The organism is Streptomyces sp. NPDC057307, from assembly GCF_042667665.1.
Lineage (GTDB): Bacteria > Actinomycetota > Actinomycetes > Streptomycetales > Streptomycetaceae > Streptomyces.
Genome location: NZ_JBHUZM010000153.1, coordinates 1 through 17,219, shown reverse-complemented (window position 1 = coordinate 17,219; position 17,219 = coordinate 1). Strand labels below are relative to the sequence as shown.

Below are 17,219 nucleotides of genomic sequence, written 5' to 3'. Positions count from 1 at the left end.
CTCCCGGAGAGATCCGGGAGGCGACAGGCCCTCCTCTTGTTCGTCTTCCTTGTCTGTCTGTCCTGTCGGTCTGTTTGCCCCGCTCTGAACCCACCGCTTTGTGCAGTGCAGCAAGATGACGGTGTTGCGGCGGCGGCTACTGAGTGATGGTTGGCCATGGCTGCGAGTCACGAACTGCCAATCGTGGCCATCGTCTTCGCAGAGCGAAAGGGCATCCGTGTTGAGGAAGAGACCCATCGGCCGAATCTCACTGATCCTCTCAACGGCGTGTGCCGCGCTGTTGGTTCCCATCAGCCCGGCCAACGCCTACGTCACCTATACGGATGACGAGTGCAGCTCGTCGACCAGATGTTTCGCGGTGTTCTACAACAGCATGCGGAACATCGGGATCTTCTCCAGCCCGTGCTTCATCACCAACGGGAGCGAGCACTCGCATCTGGGCTTCGACCAACTGACGTCGTCAGGTATGCAGCAGGTGCGCTACCAGTTCAACCACGGAAGCGGGTTCGACACCGGGCTTCCGAACGGGAGCCGGTGCCGTGCGGCCGACCCCGGCTCGGGCGACGGCGTGAAGAACAACGCCGCTGGAGCGGCCAACGGTGACTCGCGTGCGCACCGGATCTACTACAACACCGGTTACGCGGGCACTTACCAGACCTTCCAGGCCGGGGCCATGGCCAATCTGATCCCCGCTCTCAAGAACAACAACGCCAGCAGTAAGAGGTTGTGATGACGGTGCGACGACGACTTCTCGTTCCACTCGTGGCAGTCTCGCTGGCGATGGTCTCCGCGGGCTGCGGTCAAGGACAGCAGGAGAACCCTCAGACGGTGGTGGACAACGGCCCGGCGGCCGAGTCCGCAGCTCAGGGACCGACGATCTTCAAGGACAACTGGCCGGAGAAGGTCCCGACCAGCGGACTCGCCAAGGGCCTGGTCCTGCCGCTGGAGTCGTACATGATCTCGTACGCCCAGGAGATAGCCGTCCAGCAGGCCCGGGACAGCGCGGAGACCGCCTGCATGAACCGCTTCGGGTTCGAGGACTGGCGTACGGAGGACCTGGGCACCTCGCCGCCGCCGGCCGACAACGCGTCCAACATGCCGCGCCGTTACGGGCTGACAGATCCGGCGCAGGCGCGGACGTACGGCTATCACCTGCCCTCCGCGGGGCCGGAGAGCACGCCCCCGCCGGAGCAGGACACGGCCGAGGCCGCCACCGTTCTCACCGGGCAGAACGGGAGTGAACGACTCGCCTCGTTCAAGGGCGAGGAGCTGCCGGAGGGCGGCTGCACGGGCGAGGTCGGCCGGAAGGTCGCCGTACCCGACGTGGCGCTCGTCGAACGTCTCAACACCGAGAGCTTGGAGCTCTCCCAGCGGACTCCCGCGGTCGAGGCCGCCATGGTGCGGTGGGCGTCCTGCATGAAGGACCGCGGGTACCAGGTGAACACGGTCTGGGAGACGGCCGAAGTGGCCGGTGCGGAGAGCGAGACGGCCGACCAGCAGGAGATCGAGGTGGCGACGGCCGAGGTCGACTGCAAGCAGGAGACCGGGCTCGTCAAGGTCTGGTTCGCCGAGGAGACGACCATTCAGAAGCGACTCGTCGAGGAGAACCAACAGGCCCTCAAGGGCGCCGAGTCGCAGTTGGGCAAGACCCTGGAGAAGGCCGCGGCGGTCAACAGAAGCGCTCTTCGGTGACTTCTCCAGCGACGGACCTGCCGCCGGAGGGCTGGGCCCTCCCGAGGTAGGACGCGATGTCACGGCAGCTCAAGGCGCCGTGCCGCGTGCGCAGTTGATCACAGGTGCGAGGGGTCCGGCCGCGGGCCGTCGTCGGTAGGTCGGTCACGAATACCGACGACGGCTTCTCCGGCATGCCTCCGCCTGCCCGAAGCGCACCACCGGAGCCCGCCGCGGCGGGCGAGGACGGAGAGGCGGATGAGAATGAAGCTACGTCGAAGAACCAAGAACATCCTGATCGCCACCACAGCGAGCATCATGCTCGCCGGGACGGTACCGGCCATGTCCTGGGCCGCGCCGGCGCCACCGGGCAGCACCGGCGAGAAGCCGGCCGAGCCGGCACCCCCGGATGTCCTTCCGCTCTCCCAACGGGACTCCGTGCTCGGCAAGGGCTGGAAGGATTCCCGCGATGTGGCGTGGACGACCTCCGGCGATGCCAGTGGGTTCCATCTGCTGACGGCCCGTGAGGCCGACGGTTACGCCTGGAAGACGGCAGCGACACTGTCCGAGCCGGGGTTCGACGCCGACGCGTGGATCGGCAATGTGTGTGTCACCGCCTCCGGCCGGCGGGCGGTCGTCGTATACGCCCCTCGTACGTTCACCAACAAGGCCAGTCTGAAAGCCCGGGGCGCGTTCACCGCCGTGGTCGATCTGAACACCGGCCAGGTGCGGAAACTCAAGACCAAAGCCTCGCTCTCGTACTACAACCCTGGCTGCGGCACAGGCGAGGACGCCGTGCTGACCCAGTCCGGCGACGACGAGCTGCCCGGAACGCGCCTCATACGCCTCGACACCGTCACGGGCAAGGTTCAACCGCCTGTCGAGACCAAGGGGCAGATCACCTCCGCCGTCCCGCTCGGTGACAAGGGCATGGTGGTGGCGGCCGCCGCCGGCGCGGTCGTCCAGGTCAGCGGTTCGGGCGCCACCACCGCTCTCGCGTTGACGGACGCGGTGCCCTACCGACTTTCCCCGGACGAGGACGGTGGGCTCGTTTTCCTGGACAAGCGGGGCGCCGTCTCGAAGGTCAAGAGACTCACCGCCGCCGATGTGACCCGCCGGAGTCCGGACAGGACCCGACCGGATGTGCTCGCCCAGGGCCCGGCCACCGAGACCGGACTGACCCGCAACGGCAAGAACGTCTACGTCACCGGCGCCACGAAGGCCCTGACCGATCCGCTGCCCCCGGTGGTGCGGCGCCTGGCCGACACACCGAAGACGGCGACGGTGTCCACGACGGGCTCCGCCACCGTCACGGCTCCGCAGTGGGGGGACGGGAAAGGCACGATGGTATTGCCGGGAGAAGCCGGCAAGGCCCGTACCATCAAGACGACCGTGTCTGTTCTCGACACGGACCGCCGGACCGTCTTTGCGGTGAATCCCGAACGTCGGCGTTCGCAATTCGCCGAGCAGGGCTCCGTCCTCTCTCCCGGAGTAACGGGCGCTGCCTCTCCGAAGCGGGGCAGGGCCACCGGTGCGAAAACGGTGGCGGACTCGTCTCCCACCGAACCGATCGAGGACGAGCGGACCTGCTCCGTGCCGCGCAACGACCCCCGGAATCAAGCGATGCAGCCCAAACCACGGCAGGTGGAATGGGCCGTGGACCAGGCGGTCAAGGGGTATCTCAACACCTGGATCTCCCGGCCGGCGAACTGGAAGAACCTCGGGATGCCCGCCTACTCCCCGCAGACTCTGTTCCTCAATCCCGCTGTCGAAGGCGGTGACCGTGTCATCGCCCAGGTCATGCTGGGGATCACCGCGCAGGAATCGAATATGTGGCAGGCCGCCCGGTCGGCCGTTCCCGGTGTCACCGCGAACCCACTGATCGGCAACTACTACGGTATTGACCTCTACGACGGCGAATCCGGCAACGACTGGGATGTCAACTTCGCCGACGCCGACTGCGGGTACGGGGTCTCCCAGGTCACCGACCACATGCGCATGGCAGGCCGTGAGGACGGCGACGGCGGTGCCGCGTGGCCCTACCAGAAGCAGCGGGCTGTCGCCCTGGACTACACGGCCAACATCGCCGCCGGTCTGCAGATCCTGGTCGACAAGTGGAACGTCACCCGCAAGGCCGGAATGACCGTCAATCACGGAAGCGCGCTGCGGCCGGAGAACTGGTACTACGCGCTGTGGGCCTACAACTCCGGATTCTACGAGAAGACCAGTGACGGGTCTCCCTGGGGACTCGGCTGGGTCAACAACCCCGCCAACCCCGAATGGGACGCCGGCAGGCTCCCCTTCATGGAGAACGCGTCCGGTGGAGACGACGCCAGCGCGGCGGCCCGCCCGCAGAACTGGCCCTACCAGGAGAAGGTTCTCGGTTTCGCGGCGCATCCTCCGTCCTTCCTGGAATCCCCCGGGAATATGGTCCCCGCCTTCCGTCAGTCCACCTGGAACGGAACCAACGAAGGTGTTTCCGTCAAGGGAAGTGCTCTCTACAACCGCGCCCGCGTCAAGGCGCCCGAGAGTGCGTTCTGCACCACCGCCAACCAGTGCACGCCGAGCCGGATCTCCGACGGTGCCTCCAACGACACGGCGCTCAGCGGGCCTTGTGGTCGCGATGATCTCAAGTGCTGGTGGAACAAGCCCGTCACCTGGAAGGACGACTGCTCGACCACCTGCGGATTCGAATTCATCCGGTTCAACGAGACCTACCCGGAAGAACCGGACGGCACGGCCTATCCGCCTGTCTGCACGACAGCCGGGCTTCCCGCGGGCGCGCTGATCGTCGACGACGTCCCGACGGGTACCCCCGTCATACGTCCCGGATGTACCAACTCCTGGAGCAACGACGGAAAGTTCTCCTTCGGATTCTCCAACAACGGCAGCGAATCGGTGTATCCGTCGAAGGTCGACCTGCATCAACTCGGCGCGGGATTCGGCAGCCACTTCTACTTCACCCACACCCGTAAGAACGACAGCAAGGGCAACCGGCTGCGGATCACCGGCACCTGGTCGTTCGACAAGACCATCACCGGACCCGCGAAGGTCATGGTGCATCTGCCGGATCACGGTGCGCAGACGAAAAAAGCGAAGTACGTGGTGGACACGGGGACCGGAAGCAGGACGCGAGTCGTCTCCCAACCCGGGGACGGCAACAGATGGCGAACCATCGGCGCCTTCATGTTCAACGGAAAACCGAAGGTGACGCTCAACAACCTCACGCCCGACGGAACAGGTGACCTGGACGTCGCCTACGACGCGATCGCCGTGGTGCCGATCAAGGGAACGTACACCGAGAAGACCGTGCAGGCCGTCGGCTTCTTCGACGAACACCAGAACCTGGACACCGATTTCGAGTCCTCGCTCCCGCTCGACACCCCGTTCAAGAATCGGCAGACCATCTACGACTGGGGTGTGTCCACTTCCGGCGCCGTCACCTCCGTCCCCACCTGCATCGACCTGCCGGCTCCGAACTGCATCATGCCCGAGACCAAGGCGGCGATGTCGCGCTGGAACCAAGCCGTCAAGGAAGCGGGAACCGATCCCACGAACCAACCCGACGGTGCCGGCATGACGAGTTGGCTGCACTTCGCCAATCCGTACACCTATCGGCCCACCAGCGATGCGAAGCCGTACTTCTTCGACACGGATGACAGCAGCTACAAGATCCGCAACAAGGCCACGGTCTCGTTCGTGAAGGATGAGAGCGGCAAGATAATCGAGGGGAGTGAATTCGTCGAATACGACGACCGCACCGCGGATACTCACCTGCCTCGGTTCGTCCGGGACACGTTCGCGGCTCTGAAGGACGATTACGGTATCGCCCCACCCAACCTGAACTACTCCGCCAGGGACATGAACGAGCACAATGGACTTGAGACGACCACCGACACCAACTCCACAGGAGTACTGCCGGGTCGCGCGTACGCCGCGATGGGTCTCAAGCCGACCATCGTCGAGGGTGGAACCTGTGTTCGCGCGCTGAACACGTCGGGTGGATCCATCGGCTACCGGCCCATGCTCGGCGACTCCGGCGCGACTTCTTCCGTGGCTCGTTGGAAGGGTGAGGCGGAGGATTCTCCCGTAGTGAGCGATTCGGTCGCGGCGGTGGCGGGCGAGATATACAACGCCTTCTTCAAGCCGGGCCTCACCGGATCCCTGCACAATCAGGCACCGCCGATCTGGCAGGAGCTGAGCTTCCAACTCTGCACGGACGGGAAGGTCCGTCCCTACGACGGAGATCCGATCCTCAGAGCCAGCCATATGCCGAACCAGTACCTGTATCTGGACGACCGGGCGATCGATCAGACCGGCGCCTATACGAACAGCGCGAGCCCGATCCTGAGGGGAGACTTCAAGGCGTTCAGCGCTGCGCTCGACCTGACCGGGCACGGAATGCCCTACGGCGCATGTGGGCCGTTGACAGGACGAAGCGGCAATCCATGGGGTATTGACGTGGGTCTGGACGGCCCTGGCGCCAACCCCGGTGGCAAGTTCTGTTCATGGCCGAGCACCACTCCGTCCGACGAGCACAGCAGCTAGGCTCGACTTCGTTCCGGGGCCCGCCAGTTCGACTGGCGGGCCCTGCCTGCTCCGGCCGGGCCGTGAGACAAGGGAGAAATCCGCAATGGCCTTCGTGCCCCTCATATACCTGGCCCTGGCGATGGCGTGGATTGTTCTGCCGTTCCTCGCGATGAAGCAGACACGCTTTGCGACACCCCTGCTTGTCGGTCACGTCGCGGTCGGCGCTGTGGCCTGTCTGTACGCCGCGATATTTACCCAGCTGGGCGCGTTGCTGCTGTTCTGTGCGGGGCCCGGCACGTTTATGTCGCTGTTCTTCGTTGTTCTCAGGGTGGCTTTCCCCGACAAGAAGAACGAGTCCCGCTGAACGGATCCGGTCCACTGTGATCCGTTTTGCACCCACCGCTTTGTGCAGTGCAGCAAGATGACGGTGTTGCGGAAGCTACTACTGGGCGATGGTTGGTCATGGCTGCGAGTCACCAGAAATCGGCTGTGATTGTTTTGGGGGTCACGCAGTCGACAAATGGGGCCGGCGTAGAGAACCAGTCACGCACGCCGGGCATGAAGCACATGAGAATCTGGAGGGGAAATGACGAGGAACAATTTCACGGCGGTGTCCCTGGTGGGCATCGTCCTGGTCGGCGGAATTTCGTTCGCAGGGCCCGCCGCCGCCTCGGAGGGCGAGTGCGTGGATGCCGTTACCAGTACCCGCGCGATTGATTTGCCGGGTCTGAAGCCGGACACGCTGATCGCTGTCGAGCAGTGCCTGGAACTTCAGGGTGCCACCGTTCAGGCCAGCAGTGCCCTGGTGTGGCAGATACTCGACGACGTCGTGCAGGACCGCGGCAGGCGGTTCACTTCTTTCGAGGTCACCAACCGCCTGGAATCCCGCCTTGCCCCGGGGGAGGCACCTCGCACTGTCAGCACCAAGACGTGCGACTTCACCGAGCAGTTGAACGCGGCCTGGTCGAACTCCGTCGCCATCGAGTGCGCGGCGCCGGCCGCCCCGTACAACTCGGCGCAGTCCTGGGCCTCGGGCACCACGGTGGTGTACGACCTTGAGGACGACGGGAAGGGCCCTGTCAGGTGGGAGATCGCCGGTGCGTCACTGATCCGCGGTTGAGCGTCGGCGGGTCGTCGCCCGGGGGACCGGTTCGATGAGTTGGGGAGGTGCCGTCCTGATCAGGGACGGCACCTCCCCCGTACGTTTGCGACGGCGCGGTGTTCAGCGGAGTTCGTAGGGGGTGCCCGTCTCGGGTTCGACCAGGCCGGACTGGATGATGAGGGCGCCGAGGTGGGTGCGGCTGGAGGCGTTGAGGGCCTGCATCAGTTTGGCTATGTGGGAGCGGCAGGTGCGGACGCTGATGCCCATCTTGCGGGCGACCATCTCGTCGCTGGTGCCCTCGGCCAGGAGGCGGGCGATGCTGCGCTGGACCGGGGTGACCGGGGTGCGGGCGGATGTCGCGGGTAGGTGTTCTGTGAGCGGGGTGCCGTGTGTCCACAGCACGTCGTAGACCTGGACGAGATAGGTCACCAGGGCCGGATGCCGGATCTCCAGGGCGGTCGTCCGGTCCGCGTCGGCGGGGATGAGTGCCATTTCGCGGTCGATGATGATCAGTCGTTCGACGGTCTGCTCGACGGTGCGTATCTCCAGCCGGTCGGCCGGCACACGCGTGACGTAGTCCTTGACGTGCGGGTTGTAGCGGGCCGGGTGCTGGTAGATGTGGCGCAGCCGGGCGCCGCGTCCGATGGCCGCCATGGAGTTGCTGAGTCCCTGCTCCATGCCTTCCTTCGTCCGGTTGCCGCCGGGCTGGGCCGTCAGGATTTCCGACGTGGCGGCGGCCGATGCCCCGCTCAGGACGGAGGTGATGAGCGGCTTTCCTTCGAGGACGGTGATGGAGAGGTTGGGGTCCCCGCTCGGCACGGCCGTCAGCGGTGCCAGGGAGTCCGCGAGGACCGTCGTGAGCCGTACGCGTTCGTGGATCTCGCGTGTGATGGGCAGCAGCAGATGGGCCAGGGCGGCCGACGGAGGCACGGGCCGCAGCACGGAGGCGTCCATGGGGTCCGGGTGCAGCAGAGCCATGTCCATCAGGCAGGGGGCGGCCGTCAACTCGTCGCGGTTGATCCCGCCGTTGTGAAGCGCCTCCGTGTAGAGCCGTACGGCGTCGTCGCACAGTTCCCGGTCACCATGTGGATGCGTCAACTTCGATCTGATTCCTGGCACTTGGGTACACCCCGTTCCTATTCTGCACCGCAGGGGAACGAGTGCTCAGTGAATTTCCGAGGGGCTGCCCGTCTCCGGTTCGACGAGGCCGGACTGGACGAGCAGGGCGCCCAGGTGGGTGCGGCTTGAGGCGTTGAGGGCCTGCATCAGTTTGGCTATGTGGGAGCGGCAGGTGCGGACGCTGATGCCCATTCTGCGGGCCACCACCTCGTCGCCGATTCCCTCGACCAGGAGCTTGGCGATGCTCTGCTGGACCGGGGTCACCACTGCGTCGCGGGGGGCGACTTCGAGAAGTTCCGTCATGGGCGTGGCCATTGACCACAGCACCTCGTACGTCTGGACGAGGTAGGCGACGACAGCCGGGTGCCGGATCTCCAGGGCGGTCGTCCGTTCGGCGTTGCCGGGGATGAACGCGACCGAGCGGTCCACGACGATCAGGCGTTCGATGGTCTGCTCGACGGTGCGTACCTCAAGCCTTCCGGTGGGGACGTGCTCCAAGTACTCCTTGACGTGCGGCCGGTACCGCGACGAGTGCTGGTAGAGGTGCCGGACCTGGGCGCCCCGTTCGATCGCCCCCAGGGACCGGTCCCTGCCACGCATCATGGCTACGCGTGAGCGGCTGCTGCCCGGCTGGACCGTCCACACCTCTTTCGTCGCGACGGCGACCGCGTCACCGACGGCGGCGTCGATCAGCGGCTTGCCCTCGATGACGTTGATGGCGAGGTTGGGATCCTCGGCGACGAGGGACGTCAGCGGGGCGAGTGAGTGGACCAGCGAAGCTGTACGCTCCACGCGCTCGTTTATCTCGCGCGTGATGGGCTGGAGGAGATGCGTCAGGGCCGCCGACGGCGGCAGCGGGCACATCCACGCCGTGTCCTGGGGGTCGGAGTGAAGCAGAGCCAGATCGACGAGGCAGGGTGCCGACGACAGGTCGGCGCGCGGTATCCGGCCCTTGCGGAGCGCCTCCGTGTAGAGGCGGACCGCCTCGTCGCACAGTTCCCGATCGTCGTGTGGATGCGTTAACTTTGTGCTGGTTCCTGCCACTTGAGTACCCCCCTTTTTCTGCAATGCAGGAAGATGGCGGTGGTGGGATTCTAGCTAGTCGGGGATCGTCGTTGGTGGTTGGGAGTAGCCAGCTTCCTGATCACATCCCGGCCGTGGCCGCTCTCCCCTGTTGCGGCCACGGTCTCCCTTCCCCGGCCAGATGGCGTGACGGCGCGCGAACGGCATGGGTACGTGTCAGTGGTCCTGGTCGAGGATCCCCGACTGGGCGATGAGATAGCCGAGTTGGGCGCGGCTGCCGCTGCCGAGCGTGGTGTTGAGCTTGGCGATGTGAGCGCGGCAGGTGCGGACGTTCATGCCGAGGCGGCGCGCGATCGCCTCGTCCACGTGGCCGTCGACAAGGAGCTTGGCGATGGAGCGCTGGGTGCTGGTGATGCCGTCGATCTCGGGCGCGTACGACAACTGCTCGTCCCAAGGGGTGCCGTGGAGCCAGAACTGCTCGAAGACGCCGACGAGGTACTGGACAAGACCCTCGTGGCGCAGTTCCAGCGCGATCAGACGGTCGCTGCGGGCCGGTACGAAGGCCACTTTGCGGTCGACGATGATCAGGCGCTCGATGATCTCCTCAAGGGTCCGTACCTCCACCCCGTAGGGACCCACGCGCTCCACGTAGGCCAGCGTGGACGGGTGGTGGCGGGCCGTGTGCTGGTACAGGGTGCGCATCTTCACCCCCCTGCTGGTCAGGGGGCGCACTCTGCGGAGCGCCTCCTCCAGGACGTCCGGCGTACGCCCGCTGCCTGGCTGAACGGTCAGCAGTTCCTCGTTGCATTCGGCGGTGACACGGTCCAACGTGGAGTTGATGAGACTCAGGCCCTCGAGCACGGTGATGGCGTGCGTCGTCGAGTGGTCCATGGCCGAGAGGGTCATGAACGGTTCGAACGTGTCGGCGAGCGAGATGGCCAGCTGTCGGCGCTCCTGGATCTCCCTCTCGATGGGGTGTGTGAGCTGGTTGAGCGCGATCGCCGGCGGTACGGGCCGGAGCCACTGGGGCTCGTCGGGGTCCGGGCGCAGCAAAGCCAAGTCGAGCAGGCAGGGCGCCCCTTCCGCCTCTGACCGGGACAGCCGCCCATGGCGCAAAGCTGCCGCGTAGAGGTTTTTACCCGCTTCGCACAGTTCGCCGGGCCCATGATCATGCCCCGTATTGCCCTGATCTGACTGCATATGCCACCCCCTCAGGGTCCTGAATTACAGGAACATGATGCCCGTGCTTGCTGGTGGAAGCGTTCAGAGTGAGCCATCGTCTTACTCGCGGGGGGAGGGATGATGATCAGAATGGGGTGGAGATCTTCCATGAAGAGGATGGTTCGCACGCTTTGCGCACTTGCGTTTGCGGCAGCGGCAGCGAGTGTTCTCGTAGTCAGTGGTGACCTCTCGGCTGATGCCGGGTCGGTATCAGTGACCGCACTGCCCACCGAGCCCTCGTGGAGCGGCAGCGCACCGGTGGACTTGGGCGCATGACTGTCCCGCCGGACGACAGGGTCTTTCGGCGTGAGATGGCCTCGGCCTACCGGTCCGGATGGCACTTCATCGATCTCGTCACGGCGATCCCACACCGTGGTGACTCGCTGATGGTCACCCTGTTCGGAGAGCCCGTGGTCGTCGTCCGCGAGGAGGACGAGGACGTCCGTGCCTATCGGTGTCTGAGGAAGCCCAGGGGGGCGCCGCAGCCCGTCCGCTGCGCGATTCGGTACGACATGATTTTCGTCAATCTTGACCAGCGTGACCACCAGCTGGTCGAACCACAAGCCATTTCCGCCACCCCCCGCAGTGCCTGAGCGATTCCCCCGTCGTAGTAGATCGCTCCGGCACTTCCCCCACACAGCGGCGCCATCGTGGACCTGAAACGCGATGGCGCCGCTGTGCTGCCCGCGTGCGGGTCGGCCCGGCGGTGTGCCGTGAGGTGGCCGGCCGGGGCGCGTGCCGCGTCGTGGCGGCGTGCGCGGTGGGCCGCTCATCCTCTGCCCAGCGCGCGGTCGACGTTGATCTCGATGACGATCCGGTCCGGATTGGGCCCCGGCGCGCGCTCGTAGCGGGCCGCGTAACGGCCTACGGCGTCCGCCACCCGATCGGCCTCCGTCCGCACCGTCGCGAGGCCCTCAAGCGTCGCCCAGCGCCTCCCCTGGACCTGGCAGACCGCGACCCGCGCCCCGTCGGGGCCCGCTGCCAGGATGTTGGCGACCTTGGTGGAGTGCTTGCCGGTGATGACACGTGCCAACCGGGCCTCCGGCTCGTACGTCACGCCCACCGGCACCACATGCGGCGTGCCGTCCGGCCGGAGCGTGGTCAGGGTGCACAGGTGGCGCTCCCGCCAGAAGGCGAGATAGTCGGCGTCGGGATCGCGTACGTCTTGGGCCATGCCGGAAGAATAGGCGCGTAATGGCCTCGAAGGTGCGGCGCGGCGGGAGTTGGTCGGTCCGTCCGGTGCGCCTCCTTCGGGCGTGAGTCCTGCTTGAGTGGAATAGACTCAACTTTGCGTACGTCGGGTGGGTCAGGTTCTTACGGGACGGACCCCGCGCCAAGGAGGAGAGACCGCACGTGGACGCCGAGCTGACGAACAAGAGCAAGGCCGCGCTCAACGCCGCCACCGACCGCGCGGTGTCGGCGGGCCATGCCGACCTGACCCCCGCGCACCTGCTCCTCGCACTGCTCCAGGGCGAGGACAACGAGAACATCACCGACCTGCTCGTCGCGGTGGACGCCGACCAGGCTGAGGTACGGTCCGGGGCGGAGCGCCTGCTGGCCGCGCTGCCCAGCGTCAGAGGCACCACCGTCGCGCCGCCGGGGCCCGACCGCGCGCTGCTCGCCGTCATCTCCGACGGTGCCAAGCGGGCGAAGAAGCTGGGCGACGACTACCTCTCGACCGAGCATCTGCTCATCGGGATCGCGGCCGAGGGCGGCAGGGCCGGAGAGGTGCTGGACCGGCAGGGGGCCGGTGCGAAGAAGCTGCTGGCCGCGTTCGAGAAGGCAAGGGGAGGACGCCGGGTGACCACACCCGACCCGGAGGGCCAGTACAAGGCCCTGGAGAAGTTCGGCACCGACTTCACGGCCGCCGCGCGCGAGGGCAAGCTGGACCCGGTCATCGGCCGGGACCAGGAGATCCGCCGTGTGGTGCAGGTGCTGTCGCGCCGTACGAAGAACAACCCCGTACTGATCGGCGAGCCCGGCGTCGGCAAGACGGCCGTCGTGGAAGGACTCGCGCAGCGCATCGTCAAGGGCGACGTGCCGGAGTCCCTGAAGAACAAGAAGCTGGTCTCCCTCGACCTGGGCGCGATGGTCGCCGGCGCCAAGTACCGCGGCGAGTTCGAGGAGCGGCTGAAGACCGTCCTGTCCGAGATCAAGGAGAGCGACGGGCAGATCATCACCTTCATCGACGAGCTGCACACCGTCGTGGGCGCGGGCGCCGGCGGCGACTCCGCCATGGACGCGGGCAACATGCTCAAGCCCATGCTTGCCCGCGGCGAGCTGCGCATGGTCGGCGCGACGACCCTGGACGAGTACCGCGAGCGCATCGAGAAGGACGCGGCGCTGGAACGGCGCTTCCAGCAGGTGCTGGTCGCCGAGCCGAACGTCGAGGACACCATCGCGATCCTGCGCGGCCTCAAGGGCCGGTACGAGGCGCACCACAAGGTGCAGATCGCGGACGCGGCGCTGGTGGCCGCCGCCGCGCTCTCCGACCGCTACATCACCTCGCGCTTCCTGCCCGACAAGGCCATCGACCTCGTCGACGAGGCCGCCTCCCGCCTCCGTATGGAGATCGACTCCTCGCCCGTCGAGATCGACGAGCTGCAGAGGACGGTCGACCGCCTCCGTATGGAGGAGCTGGCGCTGAAGAACGAGTCGGACCTCGCGTCCAAGCAGCGTCTGGAGAAGCTGCGCCGCGACCTCGCCGACCGCGAGGAGGAACTGCGCGGGCTCGACGCGCGCTGGCAGAAGGAGAAGCAGGGCCTCAACCGCGTCGGTGAACTGAAGGAGAAGCTGGACGAGCTGCGCGGCCAGGCGGAGCGCGCGCGGCGCGACCAGGACCTCGACACCGCGTCCAAGCTGCTGTACGGCGAGATCCCCGCCGTGGAGCAGGAGTTGGCGGAGGCGGACGAGGCGGAGCAGGAAGCCGCCAAGGACACCATGGTCAAGGACGAGGTGGGCGAGGACGACATCGCCGACGTCGTCGGGTCGTGGACCGGAATCCCCGCCGGGCGGCTGCTGGAGGGCGAGACCAGCAAGCTCCTCCGTATGGAAGCCGAGCTGGGCCGCCGGCTGATCGGTCAGACGGAGGCGGTGGGGGCGGTCTCGGACGCCGTACGGCGCACCCGCGCGGGCATCGCGGACCCGGACCGGCCCACCGGCTCGTTCCTCTTCCTCGGACCGACCGGCGTCGGCAAGACCGAACTGGCCAAGGCGCTGGCCGACTTCCTCTTCGACGACGAGCGCGCCATGGTCCGCATCGACATGAGCGAGTACGGCGAGAAGCACTCCGTCGCGCGCCTCGTCGGGGCGCCGCCCGGCTACGTCGGTTACGAGGAGGGCGGCCAGCTCACCGAGGCCGTCCGCCGCAGGCCGTACAGCGTGGTCCTGCTGGACGAGGTCGAGAAGGCGCACCCGGAGGTCTTCGACATCCTGCTCCAGGTCCTCGACGACGGGCGTCTCACCGACGGCCAGGGGCGGACGGTGGACTTCCGCAACACCATCCTGATCCTCACGTCGAACCTCGGCAGTCAGTACCTGGTCGACCCGCTTCCTTCGGCGGAGACGAAGAAGCAGCGGGTCCTGGAGGCCGTACGGGCCTCGTTCAAGCCGGAGTTCCTGAACCGGCTGGACGATCTCGTGGTCTTCTCGGCCCTCTCCAAGGAGGAGCTGGCCAAGATCGCCGATCTGCAGATCGCCCTTCTCGCCAAGCGCCTGGCGGACCGCCGTCTCAGCCTGGACATCACGCCGGACGCGCTGGCCTGGCTCGCCGACAAAGGCAACGACCCGGCGTACGGCGCGCGGCCGCTGCGCCGGCTGATCCAGACGGCGATCGGCGACCGGCTGGCGAAGGAGATCCTCGCGGGTGAGGTCGTGGACGGTGACACGGTGCGGGTGGACCGGGCGGGGGACGAGCTGATCGTGGGACGGGCGACGGGCGGGCGGGAGCAGGCGGCGCCTTCTTTGGAGAAGACGCCGTAGCACCCCCGGGGATCGGAGGCCCGCCACCGGCGCGGTGGCGGGCCCGTGCCCGATTGGGGACGGGGTGCAGGGTTTCCGGCGGGGGATCGCGGCTAGGGTCGTTGTCAGACAACGGCATGCCATCCTCAGGAGAATCCAGCGATGACCATCGACCCGTCCTCGATTCCGAATTTCGGGGCCCAGCCCCAACCGCAGGCTGCGGGAACGGCGGGCCCTGTCGTCCCCGACCAGGATCTGGTCAAGCAGCTCCTCGACCAGATGGAGCTGAAGTACGTCGTCGACGACGAGGGTGACCTCGCGGCGCCGTGGGAGGAATTCCGTACGTACTTCATGTTCCGCGGCGAGGGCGACCAGCAGGTCTTCTCGGTGCGGACCTTCTACGACCGGCCGCACGCCCTTGAGGACAAGCCGAAGATCCTCGACGCGATCGACGACTGGAACCGCCGCACGCTGTGGCCCAAGGTCTACAGCCACGTGCACGAGGAGGAGGACGGCCCCACGACCGTCCGGCTCATCGGCGAGGCCCAGATGCTGATCGGTACCGGGGTCAGCCTGGAGCACTTCGTGTCGTCGACCGTCAGCTGGGTGCGGGCGTCGATCGAGTTCGACAAGTGGATCGTGGAGACCTTCGGGCTGACGCCGGCCGAGGAGAAGCCCGCCGACGAGGCCTGAGCCGACTCTTGCGGCGCCCGGTCTACAGCGGCATCGGCGCCAGCGTCAGCAGGTACGTCCCGTAGGCGCACGACAGCCCGGCGAGGGCCGCGATCAGTACGATCGCCGCCCTCGGCCGGGCTTTCGTCAGCGCGCACGCGAGCGGGAGCAGCAGCGGGAACGCGGGCAGCAGGAAACGCGGCTTGGACTCGAAGAAGCCACCGCCGCCGACCGTGATCAGCAGCAGGACGCCCGCGTACACGAGCAGGGGCGGCGGGGGGCGGTTCTCCCGGTCCAAGGCGAGCAGCACGAACAGCAGCACGGCCGCGCCGACGATCAACACGGTGCCGGTGGAGGCGAGTTCGGCGGGGCGCAGGACGATGTCCCGTACGTGGCTCAGGGCGTCGGCGCCGAAGTCGAAGCGGGACCGCCAGCCGCTCTGCACGGCGAAGTAGCCGGCGAGCGGATCACCGACGCGTACGCCGACCCAGAGCAGATAGCCGCCCCAGCCGAGCGGTGCGACGACGGCCGCCGCCCAGAGCCGCCAGGGGGCGTGCGCGCGGCGCTTCCACAGCTCGTACGCGACCGCGACGCACACCGCCGCGGCGATCGCGACCCCGTTGGGCCGGGCCAGTCCCGCGAGCGCGGCCAGCGAACCCGCCCACAGCCAGCGGCCGGTGAGCACCGCGTACAGGGCGACGGCGGCGAGCGCGGTGAGCAGCGGTTCGGTGTACGCGATGGAGAACACGACCGCGTGGGGCAGCAGCCCCCACAGGAGCACGAGGAGTGTGGCGGTGGTGCGGCCGTGGAGGCGTTCGCCGAGGAGGTAGATGCCGAAGGCGGCGGCAGCGGCGGCGGCCCAGGAGATCAGCAGGGCGGCGGTGCCGCCGCCGATGGGGAACACGGTGGTGGCCGCGCGTACGAGCCCGGGGTAGAGGGGGAAGAACGCCAGGTCGCTGTGGACGGCGCCGTCGCTGAAGTACAGCGTGTGGCCGTAGCCCTGGGACGCGATCCGCGTGTACCAGGTGGAGTCCCAGGTGTGGGTGAGGAGTTGGCGCGGGGAGCGGCCGATGTGCTCGGCCCACAGGCACAGCGCCAGCAGCCCGGTGAGCCGGGCGGCGGCGAACAGCCCGAGCGCGGGCGCGGCGCGATGCAGGGCGGCGGCGATACGGGTGGCGCGGCGGCGCGGGGCGACGGAGACGAACGTGACGGCAGGCGGCGCGGCCGATGTCGCGGCGCCTTTGCCTGCGGGGGCCTTCCTGGCGGCGGTCGGGACGGTGCTCGGGGCGGCGTCGGCGGGTCTCGCCGTGCCGGATGCGTCGACGGTGTCGAGCGTGTCGGCGGACAGGGGGCACCTCCGGGCGCGCGTGGTCGGTCGGGCCGACCCTCCGTGCCGCCCGCGTGCCGCGCGACCGGAGGCCCGCCGACCGGGTACGAAGCGGCGCCGTACGAGGGGTGTGCGGGGCGGGGCGGCGTGTCGGCGTGACAGGGCGGGTGGCGGGTGGGGGGACCGGCGGGGTCGCGGGCGCGACGCCCGGACGTCCGCTCTCTCCCGTAGCCCTTCGGGTACGGGAGGTGCCCCCTGCGTTGTCGTCGGTCGCCCATGTACGGCCGGGCCAGCTGCGACGCCGGGCCTCCGCCTCGCGATCGCACCCACCGAGGAGACGCCGGCCGCTCCGACGGCGGCGCTAGGTGTCGGACAAGGGCCGGCTTCGCCGACCGACGACAACGCGGGGAGGTGCCGCGCCCGGCGTCCCGGCCCCGGAGAGCCGCCCGACCCGCCCTAGGGCGGGTCCGCGAAGTCCCGCCTGGCCTGCGGCGCCTGGACGGCGCCTCTCCCCCGTAGGCCCTAGGGGGCCACGGGAGGTGCCCCCTGCGTTGTCGGAATCGGCCGAGTACGGCCGGGCCATCCACAACGCCG

13 protein-coding genes are annotated in these 17,219 nt (G+C 67.7%); 8 read left to right on the top strand and 5 right to left on the bottom strand.

Features of this window, described 5'->3' with window-relative positions:
- The first annotated feature begins 280 nt into the window (after positions 1 to 280).
- The 5 genes from ACFUN8_RS32245 to ACFUN8_RS32225 all read left to right on the top strand — a co-directional run bounded on the left by ACFUN8_RS32245 (position 281) and on the right by ACFUN8_RS32225 (position 7,321).
- Complete coding sequence (locus ACFUN8_RS32245) at positions 281 to 730, top strand: hypothetical protein (protein WP_383645464.1); 450 nt, start codon at positions 281 to 283, stop codon at positions 728 to 730.
- Between the two features lie 32 nt (positions 731 to 762).
- Positions 763 to 1,692, top strand: coding sequence for a hypothetical protein (locus ACFUN8_RS32240; protein ID WP_383645461.1), 930 nt, complete (start codon positions 763 to 765; stop codon positions 1,690 to 1,692).
- 237 nt (positions 1,693 to 1,929) lie between these two features.
- A complete protein-coding gene (locus tag ACFUN8_RS32235; protein WP_383645459.1) occupies positions 1,930 to 6,219 on the top strand; it encodes a hypothetical protein in 4,290 nt (1,429 codons plus the stop codon).
- An 85-nt stretch (positions 6,220 to 6,304) separates the two neighbouring features.
- Positions 6,305 to 6,565 (top strand): hypothetical protein, encoded by a 261-nt coding sequence (locus ACFUN8_RS32230; protein ID WP_383645457.1) that lies wholly within the window; start codon positions 6,305 to 6,307, stop codon positions 6,563 to 6,565.
- Positions 6,566 to 6,820: 255 nt separating this feature from the next.
- The gene (locus ACFUN8_RS32225) at positions 6,821 to 7,321 is read left to right on the top strand and encodes a hypothetical protein (protein ID WP_383645454.1); all 501 of its coding nucleotides are present in this window, start codon (positions 6,821 to 6,823) and stop codon (positions 7,319 to 7,321) included.
- Between the two features lie 102 nt (positions 7,322 to 7,423).
- On the opposite strand, the gene ACFUN8_RS32220 is transcribed toward ACFUN8_RS32225, so the two are convergent.
- From ACFUN8_RS32220 to ACFUN8_RS32210, 3 genes are all read right to left on the bottom strand, one after another.
- Entirely contained in the window at positions 7,424 to 8,401 is a 978-nt protein-coding gene (locus ACFUN8_RS32220; protein WP_383645451.1) for a LuxR C-terminal-related transcriptional regulator, read from the bottom strand.
- A gap of 66 nt (positions 8,402 to 8,467) precedes the next feature.
- Positions 8,468 to 9,466: a LuxR C-terminal-related transcriptional regulator gene (locus tag ACFUN8_RS32215; RefSeq protein WP_383645448.1), complete on the bottom strand. Its 999-nt coding sequence runs from the start codon at positions 9,464 to 9,466 to the stop codon at positions 8,468 to 8,470.
- Positions 9,467 to 9,661: 195 nt separating this feature from the next.
- Positions 9,662 to 10,645 carry a helix-turn-helix transcriptional regulator gene (locus tag ACFUN8_RS32210; RefSeq protein ID WP_383645445.1) on the bottom strand — a complete coding sequence of 328 codons (984 nt, stop codon included), beginning with the start codon at positions 10,643 to 10,645 and terminating at the stop codon, positions 9,662 to 9,664.
- 293 nt (positions 10,646 to 10,938) lie between these two features.
- Between ACFUN8_RS32210 and ACFUN8_RS32205 the strand changes: the two genes are divergently transcribed.
- Positions 10,939 to 11,259 (top strand): (2Fe-2S)-binding protein, encoded by a 321-nt coding sequence (locus ACFUN8_RS32205; RefSeq protein ID WP_383645469.1) that lies wholly within the window; start codon positions 10,939 to 10,941, stop codon positions 11,257 to 11,259.
- A 176-nt stretch (positions 11,260 to 11,435) separates the two neighbouring features.
- Here the strand turns inward: ACFUN8_RS32205 and ACFUN8_RS32200 are convergent, their stop codons facing one another.
- Complete coding sequence (locus tag ACFUN8_RS32200; RefSeq protein ID WP_383645442.1) at positions 11,436 to 11,840, bottom strand: pyridoxamine 5'-phosphate oxidase family protein; 405 nt, start codon at positions 11,838 to 11,840, stop codon at positions 11,436 to 11,438.
- A gap of 179 nt (positions 11,841 to 12,019) precedes the next feature.
- On the opposite strand from ACFUN8_RS32200, the gene clpB reads away from it, so the two are divergent.
- Positions 12,020 to 14,647 (top strand): ATP-dependent chaperone ClpB, encoded by a 2,628-nt coding sequence (clpB, locus tag ACFUN8_RS32195; protein WP_383645440.1) that lies wholly within the window; start codon positions 12,020 to 12,022, stop codon positions 14,645 to 14,647.
- Between the two features lie 141 nt (positions 14,648 to 14,788).
- Complete coding sequence (locus ACFUN8_RS32190) at positions 14,789 to 15,319, top strand: YbjN domain-containing protein (protein WP_382564165.1); 531 nt, start codon at positions 14,789 to 14,791, stop codon at positions 15,317 to 15,319.
- A gap of 22 nt (positions 15,320 to 15,341) precedes the next feature.
- On the opposite strand, the gene ACFUN8_RS32185 is transcribed toward ACFUN8_RS32190, so the two are convergent.
- Complete coding sequence (locus tag ACFUN8_RS32185) at positions 15,342 to 16,466, bottom strand: hypothetical protein (protein WP_383645467.1); 1,125 nt, start codon at positions 16,464 to 16,466, stop codon at positions 15,342 to 15,344.
- Between the last annotated feature and the right edge of the window lie 753 nt (positions 16,467 to 17,219).

Coding starts and splice junctions, on each gene's coding strand:
- ACFUN8_RS32235 (WP_383645459.1), top strand. CDS start 1,930: ATGAGAATGAAGCTACGTCGAAGAACCAAGAACATCCTGATCGCCACC.
- ACFUN8_RS32205 (WP_383645469.1), top strand. CDS start 10,939: ATGACTGTCCCGCCGGACGACAGGGTCTTTCGGCGTGAGATGGCCTCG.
- ACFUN8_RS32200 (WP_383645442.1), bottom strand. CDS start 11,840: ATGGCCCAAGACGTACGCGATCCCGACGCCGACTATCTCGCCTTCTGG.
- ACFUN8_RS32190 (WP_382564165.1), top strand. CDS start 14,789: ATGACCATCGACCCGTCCTCGATTCCGAATTTCGGGGCCCAGCCCCAA.
- ACFUN8_RS32230 (WP_383645457.1), top strand. CDS start 6,305: ATGGCCTTCGTGCCCCTCATATACCTGGCCCTGGCGATGGCGTGGATT.
- ACFUN8_RS32210 (WP_383645445.1), bottom strand. CDS start 10,645: ATGCAGTCAGATCAGGGCAATACGGGGCATGATCATGGGCCCGGCGAA.